This window comes from Solibacillus sp. FSL W8-0474 (assembly GCF_038004065.1).
GTDB lineage: Bacteria > Bacillota > Bacilli > Bacillales_A > Planococcaceae > Solibacillus > Solibacillus faecavium.
The window spans coordinates 987,167-1,008,364 of sequence record NZ_JBBOQJ010000001.1 but is presented as its reverse complement, the minus strand read 5'-3'; the positions used below and the strand labels follow the sequence as shown (position 1 = coordinate 1,008,364).

Sequence of the window (21,198 nt, the reverse complement as noted above, 5' to 3'; positions counted from 1 at the left end):
AAAATGACCGCTTTTATAAATAGTGAGGTAGACATACGAAAAAGATGTAGCGAGGCGACCGCTACATCTTTTATATTAATGTGTTTTACAAACTTCGTATAGACCTTTTTCTTTAATTACTTTAATTAGTGTTTCTCCAATAACAGAAGGTGTTGGGGCAACTTCAATACCCGCTGCGTTCATCGCTTTGATTTTCTCTGCAGCTGTTCCTTTACCTCCAGAAATGATAGCACCAGCGTGACCCATACGTTTACCTGGAGGAGCTGTTTGACCACCGATAAAGCCTACAACCGGTTTTGTCATGTTAGCCTGTATCCACTCTGCAGCTTCTTCCTCCGCTGTACCGCCGATTTCCCCTATCATTACTACTGCATATGTTTCAGGGTCTTCATTGAACGCTTTTAGGCAATCGATAAAGTTTGTACCATTTACTGGGTCTCCACCGATTCCTACTGCTGTTGTTTGACCAATACCCGCTTGAGATAATTGATGTACAGCTTCATATGTTAGTGTTCCAGATCTAGATACAACGCCAACATGTCCTTTTGTATGAATATAACCTGGCATAATACCAATCTTGCATTCATCTGCTGTAATAACACCAGGGCAGTTTGGACCTACTAAACGTGTTTTTCTGCCTTCCATATAGCGCTTTACTTTTACCATATCAAGGACAGGAATATGCTCTGTTATACAAATAGTCATATCTAAATCAGCGTCAACTGCTTCAATAATTGCATCTGCTGCAAACGGTGCCGGTACATAAATAACTGATACGTTAGCACCAGTAGCATCTACTGCCTCCTGTACAGTATTAAATACAGGAACACCTTCAATTTCTAGTCCGCCTTTACCAGGTGTTACCCCAGCAACGATTTTTGTTCCGTATTCCAACATTTGTTTCGTATGGAAAAGGGCTGTTTCCCCTGTAATTCCTTGTACGATTACTTTTGTGTCTTTATTAATGAATACGCTCATGCCTTAACCCCGCCTTCAGATTCAACTAATTTCACGATTTTTTGTGCGCCATCAGCCATAGAGTCAGCGGCTACAATATTTAAACCAGATTCATTTAATAATTTTTTACCAAGTTCTACGTTCGTTCCTTCCAAACGTACAACTAACGGAACTTTTAAGCCTACTTCTTTTGCAGCTGTAATAACACCTTCTGCAATGATATCGCACTTCATAATTCCACCGAAAATGTTTACAAAAATACCTTTTACATTTTTGTCTGATAAAATAATTTTAAATGCTTCTGTTACTTTTTCAGCTGTTGCACCGCCCCCAACATCAAGGAAGTTTGCGGGTGAACCGCCGTAATAGCTAATTGTATCCATCGTAGCCATAGCAAGACCTGCACCATTTACCATACAGCCAATGTTGCCATCTAAAGAAATATAGCTTAAGTCATATTTTGAGGCTTCAATTTCCTTTGCATCTTCCTCATCAAAGTCACGTAATTCTACGATATCTTTATGACGGTACAGTGCATTTGCATCAAAATTGAATTTTGCATCAAGCGCCACTACCTGGTCATCACCAGTTACAACTAGCGGGTTGATCTCTACTGTCGATGCATCTTTATCGATAAATGCTTTGTAAATACCAAGCATTAATCCTACTGCTTTATTTACTAACTTCGCCGGAATATTCATATTGAATGCCATACGGCGTGCTTGGAAGGCATTCAAGCCTGTTACTGGATCGATTATTTCTTTAAAGATTTTTTCTGGATTTGACTCTGCTACTTCCTCAATATCCATACCGCCCTCTTCAGAACCCATCATTACTACTCTAGAAGTTGCACGGTCTAATACTAAACTTAAATAGTACTCTTTTTTAATGTCCGAACCTTCCTCTATATAAAGACGTTTTACTTCTTTACCGTCTGGACCTGTTTGGTGCGTTACTAAAACTTTCCCTAGCAGTTCTTTTGCGTAAGAGCGAACTTCATCTAAATTTTTCGCAATTTTTACGCCCCCTGCTTTACCGCGGCCACCTGCATGGATTTGTGCTTTTACTACTGTTACATTTGAACCTAGTTCTTTTGCTGCCTTTACCGCTTCTTCTGGTGAAAACGCGACACTCCCTTTAGGAACCGCAACGCCGTACTGCCTTAATATTTCTTTCCCTTGATACTCATGGATATTCATGATACATCCTCCCATCGGACATTTGGAAATTATTCTACTAACATAATCTATTTTATACAATAATTCAGACAATGTCTATATTTGTCACACAAGCAATTTTTACTTTATTTTATGTCAAAAAATTCTCTTCAAATATATTTTTTAATTTTCTGAAAGATATATTCTACTAACAAGATAAATTTCACTTATTTAGCGTCAGCTTATGCTTCTCATCCAAGTGATAAATAAAGGCAAATACTTCGGCAACAGCCTGATACAGTTCCTCTGGTATGGACGTATTTAAATCCAGTTGGCCAAGCAGTTCCACTAAGTTTGGATCTTCATATATAGGCACATCATGCATTGAGGCTTTCTCTAGTATATTGTCGGCAATTTTACCTTTCCCTTTTGCGACAACAGTAGGTCCACTACTTTTCTGAGAATCATAAGATAGGGCAATTGCTTCTTTTCGCACATATTTTTTTTCGTTCATACCCGAATATCCACACCGCCTTGTTGTTCTTCCGATTGTTTTGAAATTTTTGTGTCAGTTTTTATTTCCTGATTTCCAAAAGGTTTGATGAATAAACCGGACAAGGTATATTCCTTGTCCAGTAAACCAGTTTTTAATGTAGCTTTTAATGATTCAGCTAATGAATCCAAATGTGGAATATCATTATATACATTAATTGTCACTACCCGATTTTGCACTTGCATGTCAATGACGGTTTGCTGCAGGGATTCCATATCTAAATAAAACATAATCCGCGCAAAATTAGCATCAATTTTACCATCTTCCTTCATGCGGCCATTCCATTGAAGTGTTGCATCCATTTTCTTACCAAAAAAGTCCAATGGCAGTTGCATTATAAGTTGATGTTGGTGCCCGTTTTCCCCGGAAGACAACTGCATGCCATTAAGCCTAGCCATTACCATTTCAGCCGTATCCTTTAAAACCGCGGGTGTCTGTACGTCTTGAAGAAGCGCTAATAGCTGCGGTTTAAGCTGCTGTGTAATCGCCTGAATATCTCCTGCCTTATTTGCAAGCGCCGCCTCATAGCTAACTCCTAGCCCTTTTAACACTGTTTTTATTGCTTGTTCCATTGCACGGCTGTCTACTGCTGCCTGTACTTGTGCTTCAGCTTGAGTAAGGGTACTTTGCATGACTGGCTGCGGACTATCAGCTGTAACTTTCACTAAATTTCGCAAGAGCTGATCAGCAAGTGGAAGATTAGAATCGGGCTTAATCAACGAAAGAAGTTGATCCTTTGCTGAAATCCCCTGGTCATTTTGCACAAATAACCTTGACGTCACACTTTCACTGTAACCACTTGTCAATTGTTGCTGTACTTGATTAGTCAGTACTTCTATTGCCTGCCTTGTTGCAGGTAACTGTTCAAAACGTCCCAATAATTGCTGTAATTGTTGTTTTTGTGTTTGGGATAACAGATTATCATTGTTAATCCAACCCTTTACCTGGTCCAGCATCGGCTTTATATGCTCAGGAGCAGTTTGGGCCAACTGCTGTAGCATTTGCCCTGCTTCCTTTAATAGCGGTGTTGCAGGAGACTGATTAATAGATTGCTGGTTTGCTTGCTGATTAACAGTTTGCCAATTTTGTAGATTCGCATTTTGCGGTAAAATACCGGCTTCTTTTAAGATGGTTAGCGCTTGAAGCTTGGAAGAAATCGGCGCACTATTATCTACTAATGTTTGTGTAGCTCGTGCAAGAAGGAGGCCCCCTGTTTCATTGTTCAATGGCTTTGCAAGGAGTTCAATTTGCTGACGTAAATTTGTTTTAATCGATTCATTCCCACCAGGTTGATTTGCCAACAACTGTGCTAAATTTTCCAAATTGGTAGATAATCCATCAGTTTTTATTCCTTGTGTTAACGCTTGAAATACTGTATTCGTAAATGGCATCTTTAACTCAACCATTCGTTGCAATGCTTGCAGAGCATTGTTTTTATCCACTCCAGCAGGCAAGGCTTTCATCCAGCCTTCTGCAGCTAGCAACTGTTCTTTTGCAAGGGGGAGCTGGTTCTTTATAAAATGCGAGAGTACTTGTTGCAATTCATTTGATTTTGGTAAATTCATCGTGTCCAATAGCTGGGATATTTGTTGTCCAGATGTCATTGATTGCGACATAGGTCCTGTTACAACTTTCAACTCTGTTTGTGGATTAGTTGCTGTTACTTGAAAGAAATGCGCGTCCCCTAACTTTAAAGGCACCTCAAGCTTGGCCATGAGCTTTTGATTACCGACTTGAACTTCCGCCATTTGATTTGGATACAGCTGCTTTATCGTCCCGTGAAATATTTGATCTTGTTTCAATGATAATGGCTGATTTGTTGTCATTTGTTGTGCCATATTCGTTTGAATGGAATTTGATGATGCAAAGTTCATGCCGTTACTCCCTTCTTTGAAGCATCGATTTAATCGGTTCAAATGTTTTTCGGTGATGAACTGTCGGTCCATGCTGCTGGAGTGCTTCTAAATGTTGCTTTGTACCATAGCCAGCATGTTGGGCAAATCCGTATTGAGGGTATTGTATATCCAAGTTTTCCATATACTCATCACGTGCTGTCTTTGCTAAAATGGACGCCGCTGCAATCGCTAAGCTGCGTGCATCACCTTTTATTATTGAAGCTTGGGGAATCGCTACTGGAAGCGACATTGCATCCGCTAAAATAAAATGTGGCGTTGCCTCAAGTGCTTCTATACTTTTTAACATCGATTGCCGTGTCGCCTCATATATATTAAGTCGATCAATTTCTTCAACACTTTGGAAATGAACGGCATAGTATAGTGCATGTTTTTTAATTCGCTCAGCATACTCTTTACGCTTTTCCTTTGACAATAGCTTCGAATCATTAACACCTAGCAACTCCTGACAGTAGTTTGGCAAAATAACTGCTGCTGTTACAACAGGTCCTGCTAATGGGCCTCGTCCTGCCTCATCAGTACCTGCTATATAAGCATCTTCATATGGTAGGTAGCCTGCATCAAATTGTAGTTTTTCATCATGTGCTTTTTGCAGTACCTCTATTTTTTCTAAACGTTTTTGAAACTGCGCCCATACTTTCACAACACCTGCACGGTCATCTTGTGCAATTTCATCCATCCACGGTTCAATTTGCGTAGATCCTTTTAATACTTCTGTAATCTCTTTGATTGTTTTCATTTATATTCCTCTAATCTAATAAGTTCACTGTAATTTTATAGAGTTGATTTTCATATGGGTATATTATTTGTTATTGCCCTTAACTCCAATCAACTTAACTATAGTTCTAACTGTTATATCGTCTATTCTTTTCATTATAAAAGAAAAAACCTTTTTCAAATAATGAAAAAGGCTTTGTTCCTAATTTTATTGCTCGGTTTCTTGTTTTTGTTGGCGTCGAAGTTCTGCTGTTTTTTTTCGACGTTCTTCGTTTTCTATCTCAATCGCTTCTGCTAATTGTTCTTTTTCAATTTGCTCAGATACAAAGTCGAATGTGAGCTTTCCTAGATGTTGATCACGAATATCACGTACAATCAACACTGCTACTTGATCGTAATCAATTTCTCCACCTTGTCCAAATACACGACGTAATTTTCCAATGGCATCAAACGTTTCAACTAACTCTTCAGACACAGAAGAAATTTTATACCGTTCTTCCATTCGGGCTGGGTAATGTAACGCTAAAAAGTTTAAGCCATATACAGCCAAGTCTTCCATATTAGTAATTGTATCTTTAATGGCACCAGTCAGAGCAAGCTTGTAGCCTACTTCCTGATCCTCAAACTTTGGCCATAATATACCTGGTGTATCAAGAAGTTCAATTTCCTTGCCGACTTTAATCCATTGCTGTGCCTTCGTGATCCCTGGTGTATTTCCCGTCTTCGCTAAGTTTTTCTTTGCCAAGCGGTTAATTAATGTTGATTTCCCTACATTCGGAATCCCCACAATCATTGCCCGAATTGCACGGGGCTTCATACCTTTTGATCGCATACGGTCCCATTTGTCAGCTAGGATCTCCTGTGCAGCTTTTGTCACTGCCTGTAAGCCTTTACCTTCCAATGAGTTGATCGCTACTGCCTTGAAACCTCTATCAGCGAAATATTGAATCCAGCGACGTGTTTCATGCTCATCGGCCATATCTTGTTTATTTAAAACGAGTAGACGTGGTTTTTGATGAATTACCTCATCAATCATCGGATTACGTGATGATAAAGGCAAACGTGCATCCACCAGTTCAAAAATGATATCTACAAGTTTTAAACTTTCCGATACTTGACGGCGCGCCTTTGCCATATGTCCCGGAAACCATTGAATTGTCATATTAGTACCCTCCTGAAAATAATTCATATCTTTATCTACAATTGTGTTACTTTTTTCAGCCTAGACATCTCGATTTTTTTAAAAGTAGAAACCCATTGCTTAGTTATTCCAATTGTCATGATGATAATTTCTTAAACAAAAAAATGAGGAGTTTAAACTATCCCCCTCATTTTAGACAATATTTATAATTTAGAACGATAAATATTATTTTACGATTTCAATCTCGCTTAATGGCCAGAAAATAATACTCGTATTACCGATAATTTCCTTTTGTTCGACAATACCGATATGACGACTATCTTTACTGAAGCGTCGGTTATCGCCCATTACGAATACATAACCTTCCGGAATTACATCTAATGATGGATCAATATCTTTTAGGGAGAAGTCACCTGTTAAGTTGCCTTCGCTAATTTGTGCTTTATATGCATCTAAATATGGCTCATCAATTGCTTCACCATTAATGTATAGTTGGTCATCTTTATATTCCACAAAGTCCCCTGGAACGCCAATGACGCGTTTTATATAATCTTTTTGTTCAGGTGCGTGGAATACGACGATGTCAAAGCGACTAGGCTCGCCGATTTTATAGCTAAATTTGTTAACAATCATCCGATCACCATTCTCAAGGGTTGGCATCATTGAATCCCCATCTACTACAATCGGTGTAAATAAAAAGTAGCGAATAAATGCGGCAATTGCAAACGCAATAAGTAGAGCTTTTGTCCATTCCCACAGCTCATTTTTTTCTTTTTCAGTTTTTTCCACGTAGCTATCCCCCTTGCTCATCACATTTATTGTATACGAAATATGTATTTCAAGCAAAAATCTAACCTGTATTTATTTATCCAACTAATAAGCTTTATGTATATAAACGTATATTTAATACAATTTATTTGAGAAAGAAAGAAAGGGACTTGTAGATACAAGCCCCTTCTAAATAGTTCTTATCGAATTTCTTTAATACGAGCAGCTTTACCACGTAGGTTACGTAGGTAGTAAAGTTTAGCACGACGTACTTTACCTTTACGAACTACTTCTAAATTAGCGATTTTTGGAGTGTGTACTGGGAAAGTACGCTCTACACCAACGCCGTAAGAAATTTTACGTACTGTGAAAGTTTCGCTAATTCCGCCACCACGACGTTTAATAACTACACCTTCGAATAATTGGATACGCTCACGAGTACCCTCAACGATTTTAACGTGTACCTTAACTGTGTCACCTGGTTTGAATGACGGTAAGTCTGAACGTAATTGATCTTTAGTAATCTCTGTAATAATGTTTGACATTGTTTTCTCTCCTTGGACAGATGCTCTTGCACGCTAATCTCAGCCACAGCGGAACACCGTAATTCAGTGCCTACATAGAAGCACAAAATGAATCTTATCATAAATTTTACAAGCTTGCAAGTAGTTTTGCTTTACATTTCACTCTTAATCTTTTCAAGCAATTTCAATTGTTTATCCGTCAATTCTAATGCATCGAACAAATCGGGTCTGCGTTCCAATGTACGGACAAATGATTGCTCCTCACGCCAGGCATCGATCTTCGCGTGATTACCTGACAACAGTATATCCGGTACTTTCATACCTCTAAAATCAGCTGGTCGTGTATAATGCGGATGCTCTAGTAGCCCTGTAGAAAATGAATCCTGGATATGCGAATCTTCTTGCCCAAGTACCCCCGGCAATAAGCGAACCACTGCATCGATCACCGTCATCGCTGGAAGCTCTCCACCTGTCAACACGAAGTCCCCAATGGAAATTTCATCTGTTACAAGGTATTGACGAATACGCTCATCATAGCCTTCATAATGACCACATAGGAATACTAAATCTTCTTCCTTCGCTAATTCTTCTGCCTTTTTCTGGGTGAAGCGCTCACCTTGCGGGCACATTAAAATAACGCGTGGTTTGCGACCTTCTGTAATAGCCTCAACAGCATTAAACATTGGCTCGGGCTTTAATACCATTCCGGCACCACCACCATACGGGTAGTCATCAACCTGCTTATGCTTATTTACACTATAGTCTCGAATATCTGTTACTGCTAACTCCACCGCACCTTTTTCCTGAGCCTTTTTTAATATCGATGCACCAAAGACACCGGAAAACATGTCGGGAAATAAACTCAATACATGAATCTTCATTCTAATAGACCTTCCATTACATGAATAATAATTTTCTTCTCTTCGACATCGATTTCTTTTACGATATCCTCAATATAAGGAATGTAATGCTTTTTACCGCTTGATGCTTTAACTTCCCAAACATCATTGGCGCCTGTTTCCAGAATGTCGGTTACAACTCCAATTAATTCGCCTTCTTCTGAAAACACTTCACAATCTTTAATTTCAAAGTGATAGTATTCGTTTTCATCCAGCTCGTCTTCTTCCAGCTGATCCATCGTTATTTTCAGTAGACCTTCCTTAAAAGGCTCCACTAGGTTAATGTTTTCCATTCCTTCAAATGTTACTAAAATAAAGTTTTTATGGCGACGTGATGAAGCGATTGTTACCCAAGTCGGCTTTTTATCATCCTTTTTAAATGCCGCTAATTTAGAACCTACAGCAAAACGCTCTTCTTCAAAATCTGTTGTCGATAAAATCCGAAGTTCTCCACGAACTCCATGTGTATTTACAATACGTCCTACATTAAACCATTCCATGTATATTCCACCTTTTTAGAGTCTGTTGATTTTAAATGATGGTGGATGCTTTCCGCGGGCACGGACTACACGAACGTCTCAGGCGATGGCTCCTAACACTACGCTTTCGTCGCAAAATAAATTTCGCTTTTCCCGCTGGAGTCGCCACCTCCATTTCAATCAACTAGTTGTAATTGTTCAATAAAATATTGCTGATTGAATTATCATAACAAAAAAAGAAGGGTTAGCAAAATGCCACCCTTCTTTTATTAATCCAATATATCGACATACGTCTTTTTCTTCTGGTGGCCGCCCGCTGCTGAGTACACAATCGTACGAATTGCCTTCGCAACACGTCCTTGCTTGCCTATCACTTTCCCTCGATCCTCTGGATGAACAAAAAGCTTATAAACAACTCGATTTGAAGTTTCGTCCGTCTCAATACGAACGTCTTCAGGATAATCGACCAATGGTTTAACAATTGCTTCAATCAGCTGCTGCATAATGCCACCTCCGAATTAATCATTGAATTATTTGCTGTATTTAGCGTTATGGAATTTCTCCATGATACCTTGTTCTGAGAACAGGTTACGTACAGTATCAGATGGTTTTGCACCATCAGCTAACCATTTAAGAGCTTTCTCTTCATCGATTTGTACTGTAGCTGGAACTGTAAGTGGGTTGTAAGTACCTACTGTTTCGATTTGACGGCCGTCACGTGGTGAACGAGCGTCTGCAACTACGATACGATAGAAAGGAGATTTTTTAGCTCCCATACGTTTTAAGCGAATTTTAACTGCCATTTTATATAGCACCTCCGAATAAGTTTCACACAAGATATTATATTATCAATGTCTTAGTGGTTTGTAAAGTGTTTTTTCTTAACACCCTATTTTTTTATTTAAATAACGAATCTAAACCAGGCATTTTCATCTTTTTCTTACCTTTACCCTGCGTCATACCTGTCATTTGTTTCATCATTTTTTTCATATCTTCAAACTGCTTCAATAAGCGGTTTACTTCTTGTATAGTCGTACCTGAACCAGTTGCAATACGTTTTTTGCGGCTCGCCGAAATAATTTCAGGGTTTGTCTTTTCTTTTGGTGTCATCGAATAAATAATCGCTTCAATGCGCCCCATTTGCTTTTCATCGACTTTGACATTATCTAAGCCCTTCATTTTGTTCGCACCTGGAATCATTTTCAGTAATTCATCCAGCGGTCCCATTTTTTTCACGGCTTGAAGTTGCTCAATAAAGTCGTCAAACGTGAATGATTGCGTCATAAACTTTTCTTCAAGTTCTTTCGCTTTTTCCATATCAACGTTCGCCTGTGCTTTTTCAATGAGTGATAATACGTCACCCATTCCTAAAATACGTGATGCCATACGTTCTGGATGGAATGGCTCCAATGCATCCATTTTTTCACCCATACCAACAAATTTGATCGGCTTTTCAGTTACGGCACGGATTGATAAAGCCGCACCACCACGTGTATCACCATCTAATTTCGTTAAAACAACGCCCGTAATGCCGACTGCTTCATTAAAGTTTTGCGCAACATTTACCGCATCTTGACCTGTCATCGCATCTACAACTAAAAATACTTCATCCGGCTCTTTTAATCCGCGAATGTCTTTCAGTTCCTGCATCAGCTCTTCATCAATATGGAGACGACCCGCAGTATCGATTAATACAACATCATGATGTTCTTCTTTTGCATGTTCAATTGCTTGACGTGCAATTTCGACTGGAGAGACATCTGTACCAAGTGAGAACACTGGTAAAGAAAGCTGTTTCCCTATAGTCTGTAATTGCTGAACAGCGGCTGGACGGTATATATCCGCTGCTACTAATAGTGGTTTTTTATTGTATTTTTTACGTAATACATTTGCCAATTTACCTGTAGTCGTCGTTTTACCGGCACCTTGTAACCCTACCATCATAATGACTGTTGGGGGACGGTTGTTAAATTTAATAGGGCTTTGTTCTCCACCCATTAAGTTCTTCAATTCATCCTGTACAATTTTAATGACTTGCTGACCAGGCGTTAATGACTTCATAACGTCGACGCCTACCGCACGCTCACTAACCTTTTTAACGAACTCTTTTACTACTTTTAAGTTTACGTCCGCTTCGATTAAGGCAAATCGGACTTCACGCATCATTTCTTTAACGTCTTGTTCCGTAACTTTCCCTTTACCTTTAATCTTTTGGATCGTACCTTGGAGTCGCTCTGCTAAACCTTCAAAAGCCAACTCGTTCGCCTCCTAATCCGATTCCTTTAATTGTTCAACCAATGCCAGTTTCGCTTCTATTGTAGAAGCCTCATCTTGTATCGCATCCGTCAATTGTTTTAGCACTTGTTGACGTTGTTGAAACTTTTCAAATAAATTTAATTTATCTTCATATTCTTCAAGCATCGCCTCAGTACGGCGAATATTATCGTAAACAGCCTGGCGTGAAATATTATAACTTTCGGCGATTTCTCCTAACGAGTGATCGTCTAAGTAATAAAGTTCCATATAGCTGCGCTGTTTGTCAGTTAATAATGCTTGATAAAAGTCGAAGAGAAAGTTCATGCGTGTTGTTTTTTCAAGTAGCATTTTTATCTCTCCAATCATAATTTGTCTATCTTATCATAATCTTGTGAGCACTTACTGTCAAGGTAATCTCCTTGTCCAAGAGATATGTTAACGGAAAAAACGAGCAACAAATTCCATCTGTTGCTCGCTTATATTTAATCTTCTATTTTCTCTAGTTCTTTTTCCAGACCTTCAGCAAATAATCCATATACATAACGTTCTGCATCAAATGGCTGCAAGTCATCCATTTTTTCACCTAGGCCAACGAATTTTACTGGAATGTGTAACTTATTGCGAATAGCCAATACAATACCACCTTTAGCAGTACCGTCCAATTTCGTTAACACAATGCCTGTAACATTCGTTACTTCTTTAAAAGTTTGTGCCTGTACAAGCGCGTTTTGACCTGTTGTTGCATCCAATGCCAATAGTACTTCATGAGGTGCATTTGGAATCTCGCGTGAAATGACACGGTGTACTTTTTGAAGTTCGTTCATCAAGTTCACTTTATTTTGCAAACGACCTGCTGTATCACAAATTAAAATATCAACACCGCGTTTTTTCGCTGCACGAATTGCATCATACATTACTGCTGCAGGATCAGAACCTTCTGATTGCGCAATTACTTCCACGCCAACACGTTCGCCCCACACTTGTAATTGATCGATTGCGCCCGCACGGAATGTATCTCCCGCAGCAAGCATAACCGATTTACCTTCAGATTTCAGACGATGCGCTAATTTACCAATTGTCGTTGTTTTACCAACTCCATTAACACCTACGAACAAAATAACCGTTAAATCGCCATCTTGCTGAATATTTAAGTCCGTTAAGTTTTCTTCGCCAGACTCATAGATTTCAACTAATTTCTCAGAAATAATAGATTGAATACCATTTGTATCTTTAATATTTTGACGCTGTACTTCGTAGCGCAACTTATCCATTAAATCCATAACCGTTTCAAATCCTACGTCTGCCTGTAGTAGTAATTCCTCAAGTTCTTCAAAGAAATCTTCGTCAACTTTACGGTAACGGGCTACTAAATCATTCACTTTTGAAGTAAATGAATTACGAGTCTTCTCCAAACCGGCTTTGAATTTTTGTGTAATGGACCATGCGGAAGGTTTCTTTTCTTCCACTTGCTCCTCAACAACTACTAACGCTGTATCATTATCGCTCAGTTCCGGTTCTTCCTGAGGAGTCGATTCTTCTTGATTTGAAGCTTCTACTTCAACCACTTCTTGTTCCACGGAGTTTTGAACTGCCGTTTCTTCAATTAATTCAGGTTCGGGCTTATCAGCCGGTTGCTGTTCATCAAGCTCTGGTTGGTCAACTTTTTGTTCCAGTTCCTCGTTGCCGCCAGTTAGCTTTTCTTTTAGTCGTTTAAAAAAGCTCATTTATGACACTCCCTTACATTACTAATTCCGTTTGTTCTTCCAGTTTTACCGAAACAAGCTTCGACACACCTGATTCCTGCATTGTAATACCATATAGAACATCCGCACCTTCCATCGTACCTTTACGGTGAGTAATGACGATAAATTGTGTATGCTCACTATATTTACGTAAATAATCGCTATATCGGGCTACATTCGATTCGTCCAATGCCGCCTCAACCTCATCCAAAATACAGAATGGAACAGGCCGCGTATTTAATATAGCAAATAATAAAGCAATGGCTGTCAATGCACGTTCACCACCAGAGAGCAAACTTAAGCTCTGCAGTTTTTTACCTGGTGGTTGAGCAATAATTTCAATGCCTGTCTCTAGCATGTTATTTGGATCCACCAACACTAAATCTGCTGTACCGCCTCCAAATAACTCCCTGAATGAAATAACGAATTGCTGACGAATTTGCCTAAATGTGTCGCTAAACCGTTCCGTCATTTCTTCATCCATCTCACCAATCGCTTTGTGGAGCGTATCTTTTGCAGAGACTAAATCTTCTCGCTGTTCACTTAAAAATGTATAACGTTCCTGCACACGATCAAACTCTTCGATTGCTGACAAGTTAACTGGACCGAGTTCCTCGATCGATTGTTTTAACAGTTTTACTTTACGGCGTACATCTTCTTCGTTCTCTATATCAATTACTTCGTCCTGAGCAGTCAAGAAGTCCAGCTCATACTGTTCAAGTAGCTGCTCTTGTAAATTATTCATTTCAAATTCAGTACGACTGCGCTTTAATTCTAACGAACGCAATGCATCCACATAACTTTTATGTACACGCTGAATTTCCTGTAAATGAATTTCATTTTCCGTAATCTGTTCGTGTAAAATGGAACGAGTTGTACGGTTTTTTTGAATAATATCTGTTAATGCTTCCTTTTTCGTCACCCATTGAATAATCGTTTGTGCCAACTCATCTGCAGAAGGACCGTTTAACCCATCTTCAGATTCGATCCACTCTATTTCCTGGGAAATTTTTTCGACCGTATTTTGTGCTTTCGCTAAGTTAAGCTCAATTCCTGCAATTGATGCCTGTACTTGTGTTAACTGTTCTTGTGCAACTGCAAGTTCTGATCGTTGGACCGCCAACTGTTCACGCAATACATCTTTTTGCGTTTCACTTTGAGTTTTAGCGAGTGTGAGTTCATCAACCGTTTGTTGTATTTCCTGCAATTCTTCGCTCAATTCTGCTAATCGTTTTTGTGCAATTTTTTGCTCAACACTTAACGATTGCTTCCTTGTAGAAACGGATGATTGCTCCGATTGTGTAATCGTAGCAGTCGTTTGCAAACTTTTTACAATCATATCCAACTCTAAAAGCTTTGCTCGATGAATCTGCTCTTGCTCCCGCATCGCCTCACCTTGCAGCTTCAACTCTTCCAATGCATGACGCATTTCGGCAATTTGTTCTTTTTTCTTTGCTACTGTCTGCTCGGCAGATTGGATTGTTGCTTCCATTCCCTCTAATGTAGCGACAAGTTTATCAAGCTCGGCTTTCCGTGAAAATAGTGAGCTTTGTTGCTTTAAAGCACCACCTGTCAACGAACCACCTGCATTGACGATATCCCCCTCAAGAGTTACAACACGATATTTAAACCCACATAAACGAGCTATTTGACTCGCGCCTTCTAATGAAGAGGCTACAAGTACATTACCCAAAAGGTTTTCAATTATTGTCGTATTTTCCTGCGCATAGCTAACAAGCTCATATCCTAAAGCAATATAAGCCGGATGTGATTGTATATCACTCAATTGCTGTGCATGGATTTTTCGGGAACGCATAACCGTTTTCGGAAGAAATGTTGCACGTCCTGCCCGCTTTTGCTTTAGCCAGCTTATTGCCTTTTGAGCATGTTGTTCGTTTACAGTAACAATATGCTGAGATGCTGCACCTAATGCAGTTTCAATCGCTTGAGAGTACTTTGCCTCAACTTGAATTAGTTCTGCTACAGCGCCTTCAATTCCATGCAGTTCCCCACGATCCCGTGCTAATAACACTTCCTTAACACCATGGAAAAAGCCAGAAAAATCAGCCTCTAATTCCGCCAATGTTTCTTTTCGGGCCTTTAATTGCTGATGATGTTGATACGCCTTATACAATAGCGCCTGCTTTTCATCTAAATCCGAAGAAGCAGTTTTTAATTGAACTTGCATTACATCAAATTGGCTATGTTGCTCTTTAACGGATTGCACTGCCTGCTCAAGTGCCTGCTCTGTCATTTGTTTTGCCAAAAGGGCTTCCGTCAGATCTTTTTGGACTTCAGTAGAACGACCTGTCATACGTTCTACAGAGGCTTGCTCTTGCGTTAATTGTTGATCAATATGCTTTAATTCATTTTTAACTGTTGCTTCTTCATTAAGCAAATTGATATACGTATTTTTTGCTTCTTCAATTTCCTGTTCAATTTCAGAAGCAGAACGCGTTAATGCCTGATCAACTTGTTTCAGGGTCGAACGGATTTGCGAAACTATTTTTTGTTTTTCAGTAAATTGCTGATGCTTTTCCAGCTTTGCCTGTTCCAACTCAATAACAGTGTTCGATGCTTCTGTTAAAGTGTCACGCAATTGTTGCGCTTGCTTTTCAGCATTTGAGCGCTTTTCATTAAATAGCGCTTTTCGTCCTTCCCAGCGCTCTACTTCCGCGCTGGCTTCAACAAGCTGCTCTTGGGAACTATCCAATACGTCATCAATTGCTTTTAACTCATTACGCATTTTACGTAACTGTTGCTCAACTTTTGATATTTCGATTGCATGTTCTTTCTCGGCTGCATTTAATTTTTGTTGTTCTTTATTGTAATTTTGCAATGTATTTTCAAATGTACTAATGTCGTGCACCATTAATGCAATATCAAAATCTTTTAATTCCTCTGTCATACGTACATAATCTTTTGCACTCGATGCCTGAATTTTTAACGGTTCAAGACGCTGATCAATTTCATGCAGAATATCCAGAACACGATTTAAATTCTCATCCGTTTCAACAAGCTTATGCTCCGCTTTTTTCTTGCGCTGCTTGTATTTTAGTACACCAGCTGCTTCTTCAAAAATACTGCGGCGATCATCGGGACGGCTGTTTAAAATTTCATCAACGCGTCCTTGCGAAATAATGGAAAAAGCTTCTTTTCCAAGCCCGGAATCCATAAACAAGTCTGTTATATCCTTTAGGCGGCATTGTTGATTGTTAAGCAGATATTCACTCTCACCTGAACGGTATACACGTCTTGTTACGCTAACTTCAGTGTATGGTATCGCTACTTGCTGATCCGTATTATCCAATACAAGTGTTACTTCCGCAAAATTCAATGCTTTACGTGATTCGCTTCCTGCAAAAATAACATCTTCCATTTTAGCACCACGTAAACTTTTAACAGACTGTTCACCCAAAACCCAGCGAACAGCATCTGTTACATTACTTTTCCCACTACCATTTGGTCCTACAACTGCTGTAACACCCGGAACAAAATCAATTCCGATTCGCTCGGCAAAAGATTTAAAACCTATTACTTCGAGTCTCTTAAGGAACATGTTATTCCCCCTCTTGCTTTGACTGCTTAAGCATCAGCATGGCACTCTGCGCCGCTTGCTGCTCAGCCTCTTTCTTTGATTTTCCACGGCCAATACCTAATTCGTCATCATTTAGCAGCACACGAGAAACAAACGTTCTATTGTGTGCCGGACCTTTTTCATCAACAATTTCGTAGTATAAAAGACCGTTATTTGTTTGCTGTATAATTTCTTGCAATTGACTTTTAAAATCCATCACATGCGAAAAAGCACCGACTTCAACTTTAGGGAATACGATACGCTCTAAAAAGGCGACAACTACATCTAAGCCTTGATCTAAATAAAGGGCACCAATAAATGATTCAAATACGTCAGCAAGTAGTGCTGGACGTTCACGACCACCAGTTAGCTCTTCCCCTTTACCTAATAAAACATATTGTCCAAAATCAAGTTCATTCGCAAATACAACGAGCGATGGCTCACATACAATTGATGCACGTAATTTAGTTAGCTCACCTTCACTCATATTTGGGAATTTTTCAAATAAATATTTGGATACAGATAATTCTAGTACAGCGTCCCCTAAAAATTCTAATCGTTCGTTGTCCGTAAATAGTTTGCGGCGATGCTCATTCACATAGGATGAATGCGTAAAAGCTTGATATAATAAAGCTTTATTTTGAAAATGAATATTCATTTCGTCTTGGAAAATTTGGAATTGTGATTTTACTTTATCAGGGAGTACACCAGGTTTGTGGTTGTTCCCTTTTCTTCTTTGGGTCATAGAGTTTCTGCCTTCCTATTAGTTTCTCACGTTTAGTTTACCTTGTTATATAGTATTGTGCAAAGGGTATCAGCCAAAATAGTTCCGAAATCCTTTTTATTTTGTTTATCCAATAAAATCGGGCAATTCCCCTGAAAAATCAGTTAATTACCCTCTTCTTGAATTTTGGTTGGAAGGGAAAGTAAAATAAGTGGTTTATCATCATAGGTTGGGGAGGGAGAATGAATTGCATAATGAGATAAATAACGGAAGGAATTTCCGTTATTGACCTAAAAGTCATGAAATTTCACGATTTTATTTGAAATAACGGTAAAACGTTCCTTTATTTATCCTAAAAATGAGCTACATCATTTAAATAACGGTAAAAGCTCCCCTTATTTTAGGAGGGTACTGAAAACTTATATTTTGCTGCGAGACTAATTTCAAATAAGCAAAATTCCTCCGTTATCTCCCCAATACGTAAAAGGGCTGTATTAAAGTCAAATCGACTTAATACAGCCCCAATAATTCTATGAATTAGCTAATTTTGCTTTCGATGTATGAAATTGCATTACCAACTGTAGCAATTTTTTCTGCATCTTCATCAGAAATTTCCATATCGAACTCATCTTCAAGTTCCATTACTAACTCAACAACGTCTAATGAATCTGCACCTAAATCCTCACGGAATGATGCTTCTAATTTCACTTCGCTTTCGTCAACGCCTAAACGGTCAACGATAACTTTTGAAACACGCTCAAATACTGTAGACAAATCAGTCACCTCCCCTCAATGAATGCTGCTTTAATAATATAAATAAATAATGGTTTCTACTACTAACAAGCGAAATTAGAGCTCGCTTTTCACGGGCGGTGCCAATCCTCCTCGTCGCTACGGTGCTCCTGTCGCTTTCGCTTTCGTCGCAAATAAATTTCCTGCGGTGTATCGGCAGTCCCGCTATTCCCGTAGGAAGCTTGCTTGTAGCGAAAGGCGACAGCCGACAGCTACACTCGAGCTCATTTCGCTAAGTCTTCCATAAATATTTACAATCTGCAACTTATAATATTTCAATAATACTAAGCCATCACCATGCCGCCGTCTATTTGCAGTGTTTGCCCTGTAATATAATTGGCACTGTCTGATGCAAAGAACACTACTGCTTTTGCGATATCTTCCGGTTGACCTAGTTTCGCTAATGGAATTTGCTTTAGCATCGTTTCTTTTATTTCTTCCGGCAATGCTTCTGTCATTTCAGTTGTGATGAAACCTGGAGCGATTGCATTTACTAAAATATTACGTGATGCAAGCTCTTGGGCAGTTGTTTTCGTCAATCCGATAACGCCGGCCTTTGCTGCAACGTAATTTGCCTGTCCTGCATTTCCTGCTACACCAACTATAGAGGAAATATTAATAATACGACCTGCACGCTGCTTCATCATTTGACGTGTTACCGCTTTTGTACATAAGAAAACGCCTTTTAAATTCGTATCAATGACGTCATCCCATTCATTTTCTTTCATACGCATTAATAAATTATCGCGAGTTATACCTGCATTATTTACTAGAATATCAATTGATCCATATGTATCAATTGCTGTTTTCATTAAGTGTTGAACGGAATCGGATTCTGCAACGTTTGCCTGTACCGCAATCGCTTCTCCGCCATTATTTTTAATCTCTTCTACAACTTCCAGTGCCTTTTGCTCACTGCCACTATAATTGACAACCACTTTAGCCCCTTCGCTTGCCAATTGCAACGCTATAGCGCGTCCAATACCGCGTGATGCCCCTGTTACGACTGCACATTTACCACCTAAACCCATTGTTTCCACTCCTTTGATGCTTCGACAACTTGCGTTAAACTCGCCTCATCATAAACACAATATGTTTGTACATTGCGGTCAATTTTTTTCACTAAACCTGATAATACTTTTCCAGGTCCACATTCAATAAAAATTGTTACACCTTCTGCAATCAGCTTTTCAATGTTTTGCTCCCATTTTACTGAACTTGTAACTTGTGCAACCATTTCTTCTTCAATTACTTCAACTGTTGTTAATAGCTCTGAAGTAACATTGCTTACAACCGGGATTTTCGGTAATTGCAATGTTAAATTAGCTACTGTATTTTTTAAGTTATGTGCAGCTTTCTGCATTAATGAACTATGGAATGGACCACTTACGACTAATGGCAATGCCCGTTTCGCTCCTGCTTCCTTTGCTCTTTTACACGCTTCGTCCACACCTTGTTTCGTCCCTGAAATCACAATTTGGCCCGGGCAATTGAAGTTTGCTACTTGCACAACTTCACCTTCAGCGGAAACTTGTTGGCATATAACGTCCAGTTTTTCTCCATCTAACGCTAAAATCGCTGCCATCGCTCCCTGACCAGCAGGTACTGCCTCGTCCATAAACACTCCACGCTCATGAACCGTTTTTACTGCATCCTCAAAACTAATTACTTCTGAAATAACAAATGCACTATACTCACCCAGTGAATGCCCCGCTGTATAATGCGGTGTAATGCCTGCATCCATCAGTTTGTTGGCAATCATTACCCCTGTTGTTAATAAAGCAGGCTGCGCATGGTAAGTGAGAGTTAATGTTTCTTGAGGACCGTTCAGCATATAGTCCGACAATGGAAGTTGCAGCACTTCATTTGCTCGCTCATAAAATTGTCTGCTCTTTTCATCATTTGCAACGAACTCCGCGCCCATTCCCACAGTTTGTGAACCTTGTCCCGGAAAAATAAAAGCAATTTTTGTCATTAAATAATCCCCTTTGTGAAGTTCTTATTCTGGCTTTGGCATTTGCTCGATTGTTTTGGCAATCGTTTCACATACTTCATGCTCTACCATAATCGTCGCCTGGCGAATGGCACTGTAAATCGCACGTGCATTCGATGAACCATGCGCCTTAATTACCGGTGCTTTCAACCCGAATAATGCTGCACCACCATATTCTGTGTAGTCCATTTTATCTTTAAGTTGTTTTAAATCATTTTTCACTAAAGCAGCTGCGATTTTCGTTTTTGTTGTAGAAAACAGTGTTTCTTTCAACATTTTGAATATTGTACCCGCAGTTCCTTCGATTGTTTTCAGGACCATATTACCTGTAAAACCATCTGTAACGACAACGTCTGCCACGCCATTTAATAATTCACGTGCTTCCACGTTACCCTTGAAATTAAAGTCTGTATCCTTCAACAATGTAAATGCAGATTTTGTCAGCTCATTGCCTTTTTTATCTTCTGTTCCGATATTCAGCAATCCAATACGCGGTGCCTTTTGAGCGCGCACTTGCTTTACATAAATATCGCCCATAATAGCAAACTGAAGTAAATTTTCGGCTTTTGCATCCGCATTGGCACCTAGATCCAGCATTAAAAAGCCGTCCCCATTCATCGTTGGCAATGTCGTTGCTAATGCAGGGCGTGATACTCCGTCAATACGACCTACTTTAAACAGACCACCCGCCATTAAAGCTCCTGTATTTCCTGCTGATAGACAGGCATCTGCCTTCCCTTCAGCAACAGCATCCAGCATACGTGCCATTGATGAATCCTTTTTACGACGTACAGCACGTGCCGGATCATCCTCGGCTTCCACTACCTCACCGCAATGCACGATTGTTAAACGATCATGTTTTTTTAAATATGGCGCCATCTTTTGTTCGTCACCATATAAATCGATTGTTATATTCTGAAAGTCTTCAAGTGCTAGTAACACACCTTCTACGATAGCTTGTGGGGCGTTGTCTCCACCCATGCCGTCTACTGCTATTTTCATATTG

The 21,198-nt window shown here is 39.4% G+C and carries 21 protein-coding genes; all 21 read right to left on the bottom strand.

The annotated features are described in order from the left end of the window. Window positions 1-75: 75 nt before the first annotated feature. The 21 genes from sucD to plsX all read right to left on the bottom strand — a co-directional run bounded on the left by sucD (window position 76) and on the right by plsX (window position 21,194). The gene (gene sucD / locus NYE67_RS04915; RefSeq protein WP_340727210.1) at window positions 76-978 is read right to left on the bottom strand and encodes a succinate--CoA ligase subunit alpha; all 903 of its coding nucleotides are present in this window, start codon (window positions 976-978) and stop codon (window positions 76-78) included. After that, entirely contained in the window at window positions 975-2,156 is a 1,182-nt protein-coding gene (sucC, locus tag NYE67_RS04910; protein WP_191698424.1) for an ADP-forming succinate--CoA ligase subunit beta, read from the bottom strand. The genes sucD and sucC overlap by 4 nt, the downstream gene beginning before the upstream one ends. Before the next feature lie 181 nt (window positions 2,157-2,337). After that, window positions 2,338-2,628, bottom strand: coding sequence for an EscU/YscU/HrcU family type III secretion system export apparatus switch protein (locus NYE67_RS04905; protein ID WP_191698425.1), 291 nt, complete (start codon window positions 2,626-2,628; stop codon window positions 2,338-2,340). After that, on the bottom strand, window positions 2,625-4,541 hold the full coding sequence (locus NYE67_RS04900) for a hypothetical protein (RefSeq protein WP_340727209.1): 1,917 nt from the start codon (window positions 4,539-4,541) through the stop codon (window positions 2,625-2,627). Before NYE67_RS04900 ends, NYE67_RS04905 begins: the two co-directional genes overlap by 4 nt. A gap of 4 nt (window positions 4,542-4,545) precedes the next feature. Beyond that, a complete protein-coding gene (locus NYE67_RS04895; protein ID WP_191698427.1) occupies window positions 4,546-5,319 on the bottom strand; it encodes a ribonuclease HII in 774 nt (257 codons plus the stop codon). Window positions 5,320-5,505: 186 nt separating this feature from the next. Further along, complete coding sequence (ylqF, locus tag NYE67_RS04890; protein WP_340729352.1) at window positions 5,506-6,459, bottom strand: ribosome biogenesis GTPase YlqF; 954 nt, start codon at window positions 6,457-6,459, stop codon at window positions 5,506-5,508. 204 nt (window positions 6,460-6,663) lie between these two features. After that, on the bottom strand, window positions 6,664-7,227 hold the full coding sequence (lepB, locus tag NYE67_RS04885; RefSeq protein ID WP_318245167.1) for a signal peptidase I: 564 nt from the start codon (window positions 7,225-7,227) through the stop codon (window positions 6,664-6,666). 179 nt (window positions 7,228-7,406) lie between these two features. Continuing rightward, window positions 7,407-7,751, bottom strand: coding sequence for a 50S ribosomal protein L19 (gene rplS, locus NYE67_RS04880; protein WP_191698429.1), 345 nt, complete (start codon window positions 7,749-7,751; stop codon window positions 7,407-7,409). Window positions 7,752-7,882: 131 nt separating this feature from the next. Continuing rightward, entirely contained in the window at window positions 7,883-8,611 is a 729-nt protein-coding gene (gene trmD, locus NYE67_RS04875) for a tRNA (guanosine(37)-N1)-methyltransferase TrmD (protein ID WP_340727207.1), read from the bottom strand. Next, the gene (rimM, locus tag NYE67_RS04870) at window positions 8,608-9,129 is read right to left on the bottom strand and encodes a ribosome maturation factor RimM (RefSeq protein ID WP_340727206.1); all 522 of its coding nucleotides are present in this window, start codon (window positions 9,127-9,129) and stop codon (window positions 8,608-8,610) included. The genes trmD and rimM overlap by 4 nt, the downstream gene beginning before the upstream one ends. A 248-nt stretch (window positions 9,130-9,377) precedes the next feature. Next, on the bottom strand, window positions 9,378-9,611 hold the full coding sequence (locus NYE67_RS04865; protein WP_008403311.1) for a KH domain-containing protein: 234 nt from the start codon (window positions 9,609-9,611) through the stop codon (window positions 9,378-9,380). A 27-nt stretch (window positions 9,612-9,638) separates the two neighbouring features. Beyond that, window positions 9,639-9,911, bottom strand: coding sequence for a 30S ribosomal protein S16 (gene rpsP / locus NYE67_RS04860; RefSeq protein WP_191698432.1), 273 nt, complete (start codon window positions 9,909-9,911; stop codon window positions 9,639-9,641). 94 nt (window positions 9,912-10,005) lie between these two features. Beyond that, window positions 10,006-11,364 carry a signal recognition particle protein gene (gene ffh / locus NYE67_RS04855; RefSeq protein WP_340729351.1) on the bottom strand — a complete coding sequence of 453 codons (1,359 nt, stop codon included), beginning with the start codon at window positions 11,362-11,364 and terminating at the stop codon, window positions 10,006-10,008. A 12-nt stretch (window positions 11,365-11,376) separates the two neighbouring features. After that, complete coding sequence (locus tag NYE67_RS04850) at window positions 11,377-11,712, bottom strand: putative DNA-binding protein (RefSeq protein WP_191698434.1); 336 nt, start codon at window positions 11,710-11,712, stop codon at window positions 11,377-11,379. Between the two features lie 134 nt (window positions 11,713-11,846). Beyond that, on the bottom strand, window positions 11,847-13,088 hold the full coding sequence (gene ftsY / locus NYE67_RS04845; RefSeq protein WP_340729350.1) for a signal recognition particle-docking protein FtsY: 1,242 nt from the start codon (window positions 13,086-13,088) through the stop codon (window positions 11,847-11,849). Between the two features lie 13 nt (window positions 13,089-13,101). Then, window positions 13,102-16,665, bottom strand: coding sequence for a chromosome segregation protein SMC (smc, locus tag NYE67_RS04840; RefSeq protein WP_340729349.1), 3,564 nt, complete (start codon window positions 16,663-16,665; stop codon window positions 13,102-13,104). Between the two features lies 1 nt (window position 16,666). Continuing rightward, a complete protein-coding gene (gene rnc, locus NYE67_RS04835; RefSeq protein WP_191698437.1) occupies window positions 16,667-17,428 on the bottom strand; it encodes a ribonuclease III in 762 nt (253 codons plus the stop codon). Between the two features lie 516 nt (window positions 17,429-17,944). Next, window positions 17,945-18,181: an acyl carrier protein gene (gene acpP, locus NYE67_RS04830; RefSeq protein ID WP_191698438.1), complete on the bottom strand. Its 237-nt coding sequence runs from the start codon at window positions 18,179-18,181 to the stop codon at window positions 17,945-17,947. A gap of 302 nt (window positions 18,182-18,483) precedes the next feature. Continuing rightward, window positions 18,484-19,230, bottom strand: coding sequence for a 3-oxoacyl-[acyl-carrier-protein] reductase (fabG, locus tag NYE67_RS04825; RefSeq protein WP_340727202.1), 747 nt, complete (start codon window positions 19,228-19,230; stop codon window positions 18,484-18,486). Continuing rightward, window positions 19,221-20,174 (bottom strand): ACP S-malonyltransferase, encoded by a 954-nt coding sequence (gene fabD / locus NYE67_RS04820; RefSeq protein WP_340729348.1) that lies wholly within the window; start codon window positions 20,172-20,174, stop codon window positions 19,221-19,223. Before fabD ends, fabG begins: the two co-directional genes overlap by 10 nt. Window positions 20,175-20,198: 24 nt before the next feature. Further along, a complete protein-coding gene (gene plsX, locus NYE67_RS04815; protein ID WP_340729347.1) occupies window positions 20,199-21,194 on the bottom strand; it encodes a phosphate acyltransferase PlsX in 996 nt (331 codons plus the stop codon). Between the last annotated feature and the right edge of the window lie 4 nt (window positions 21,195-21,198).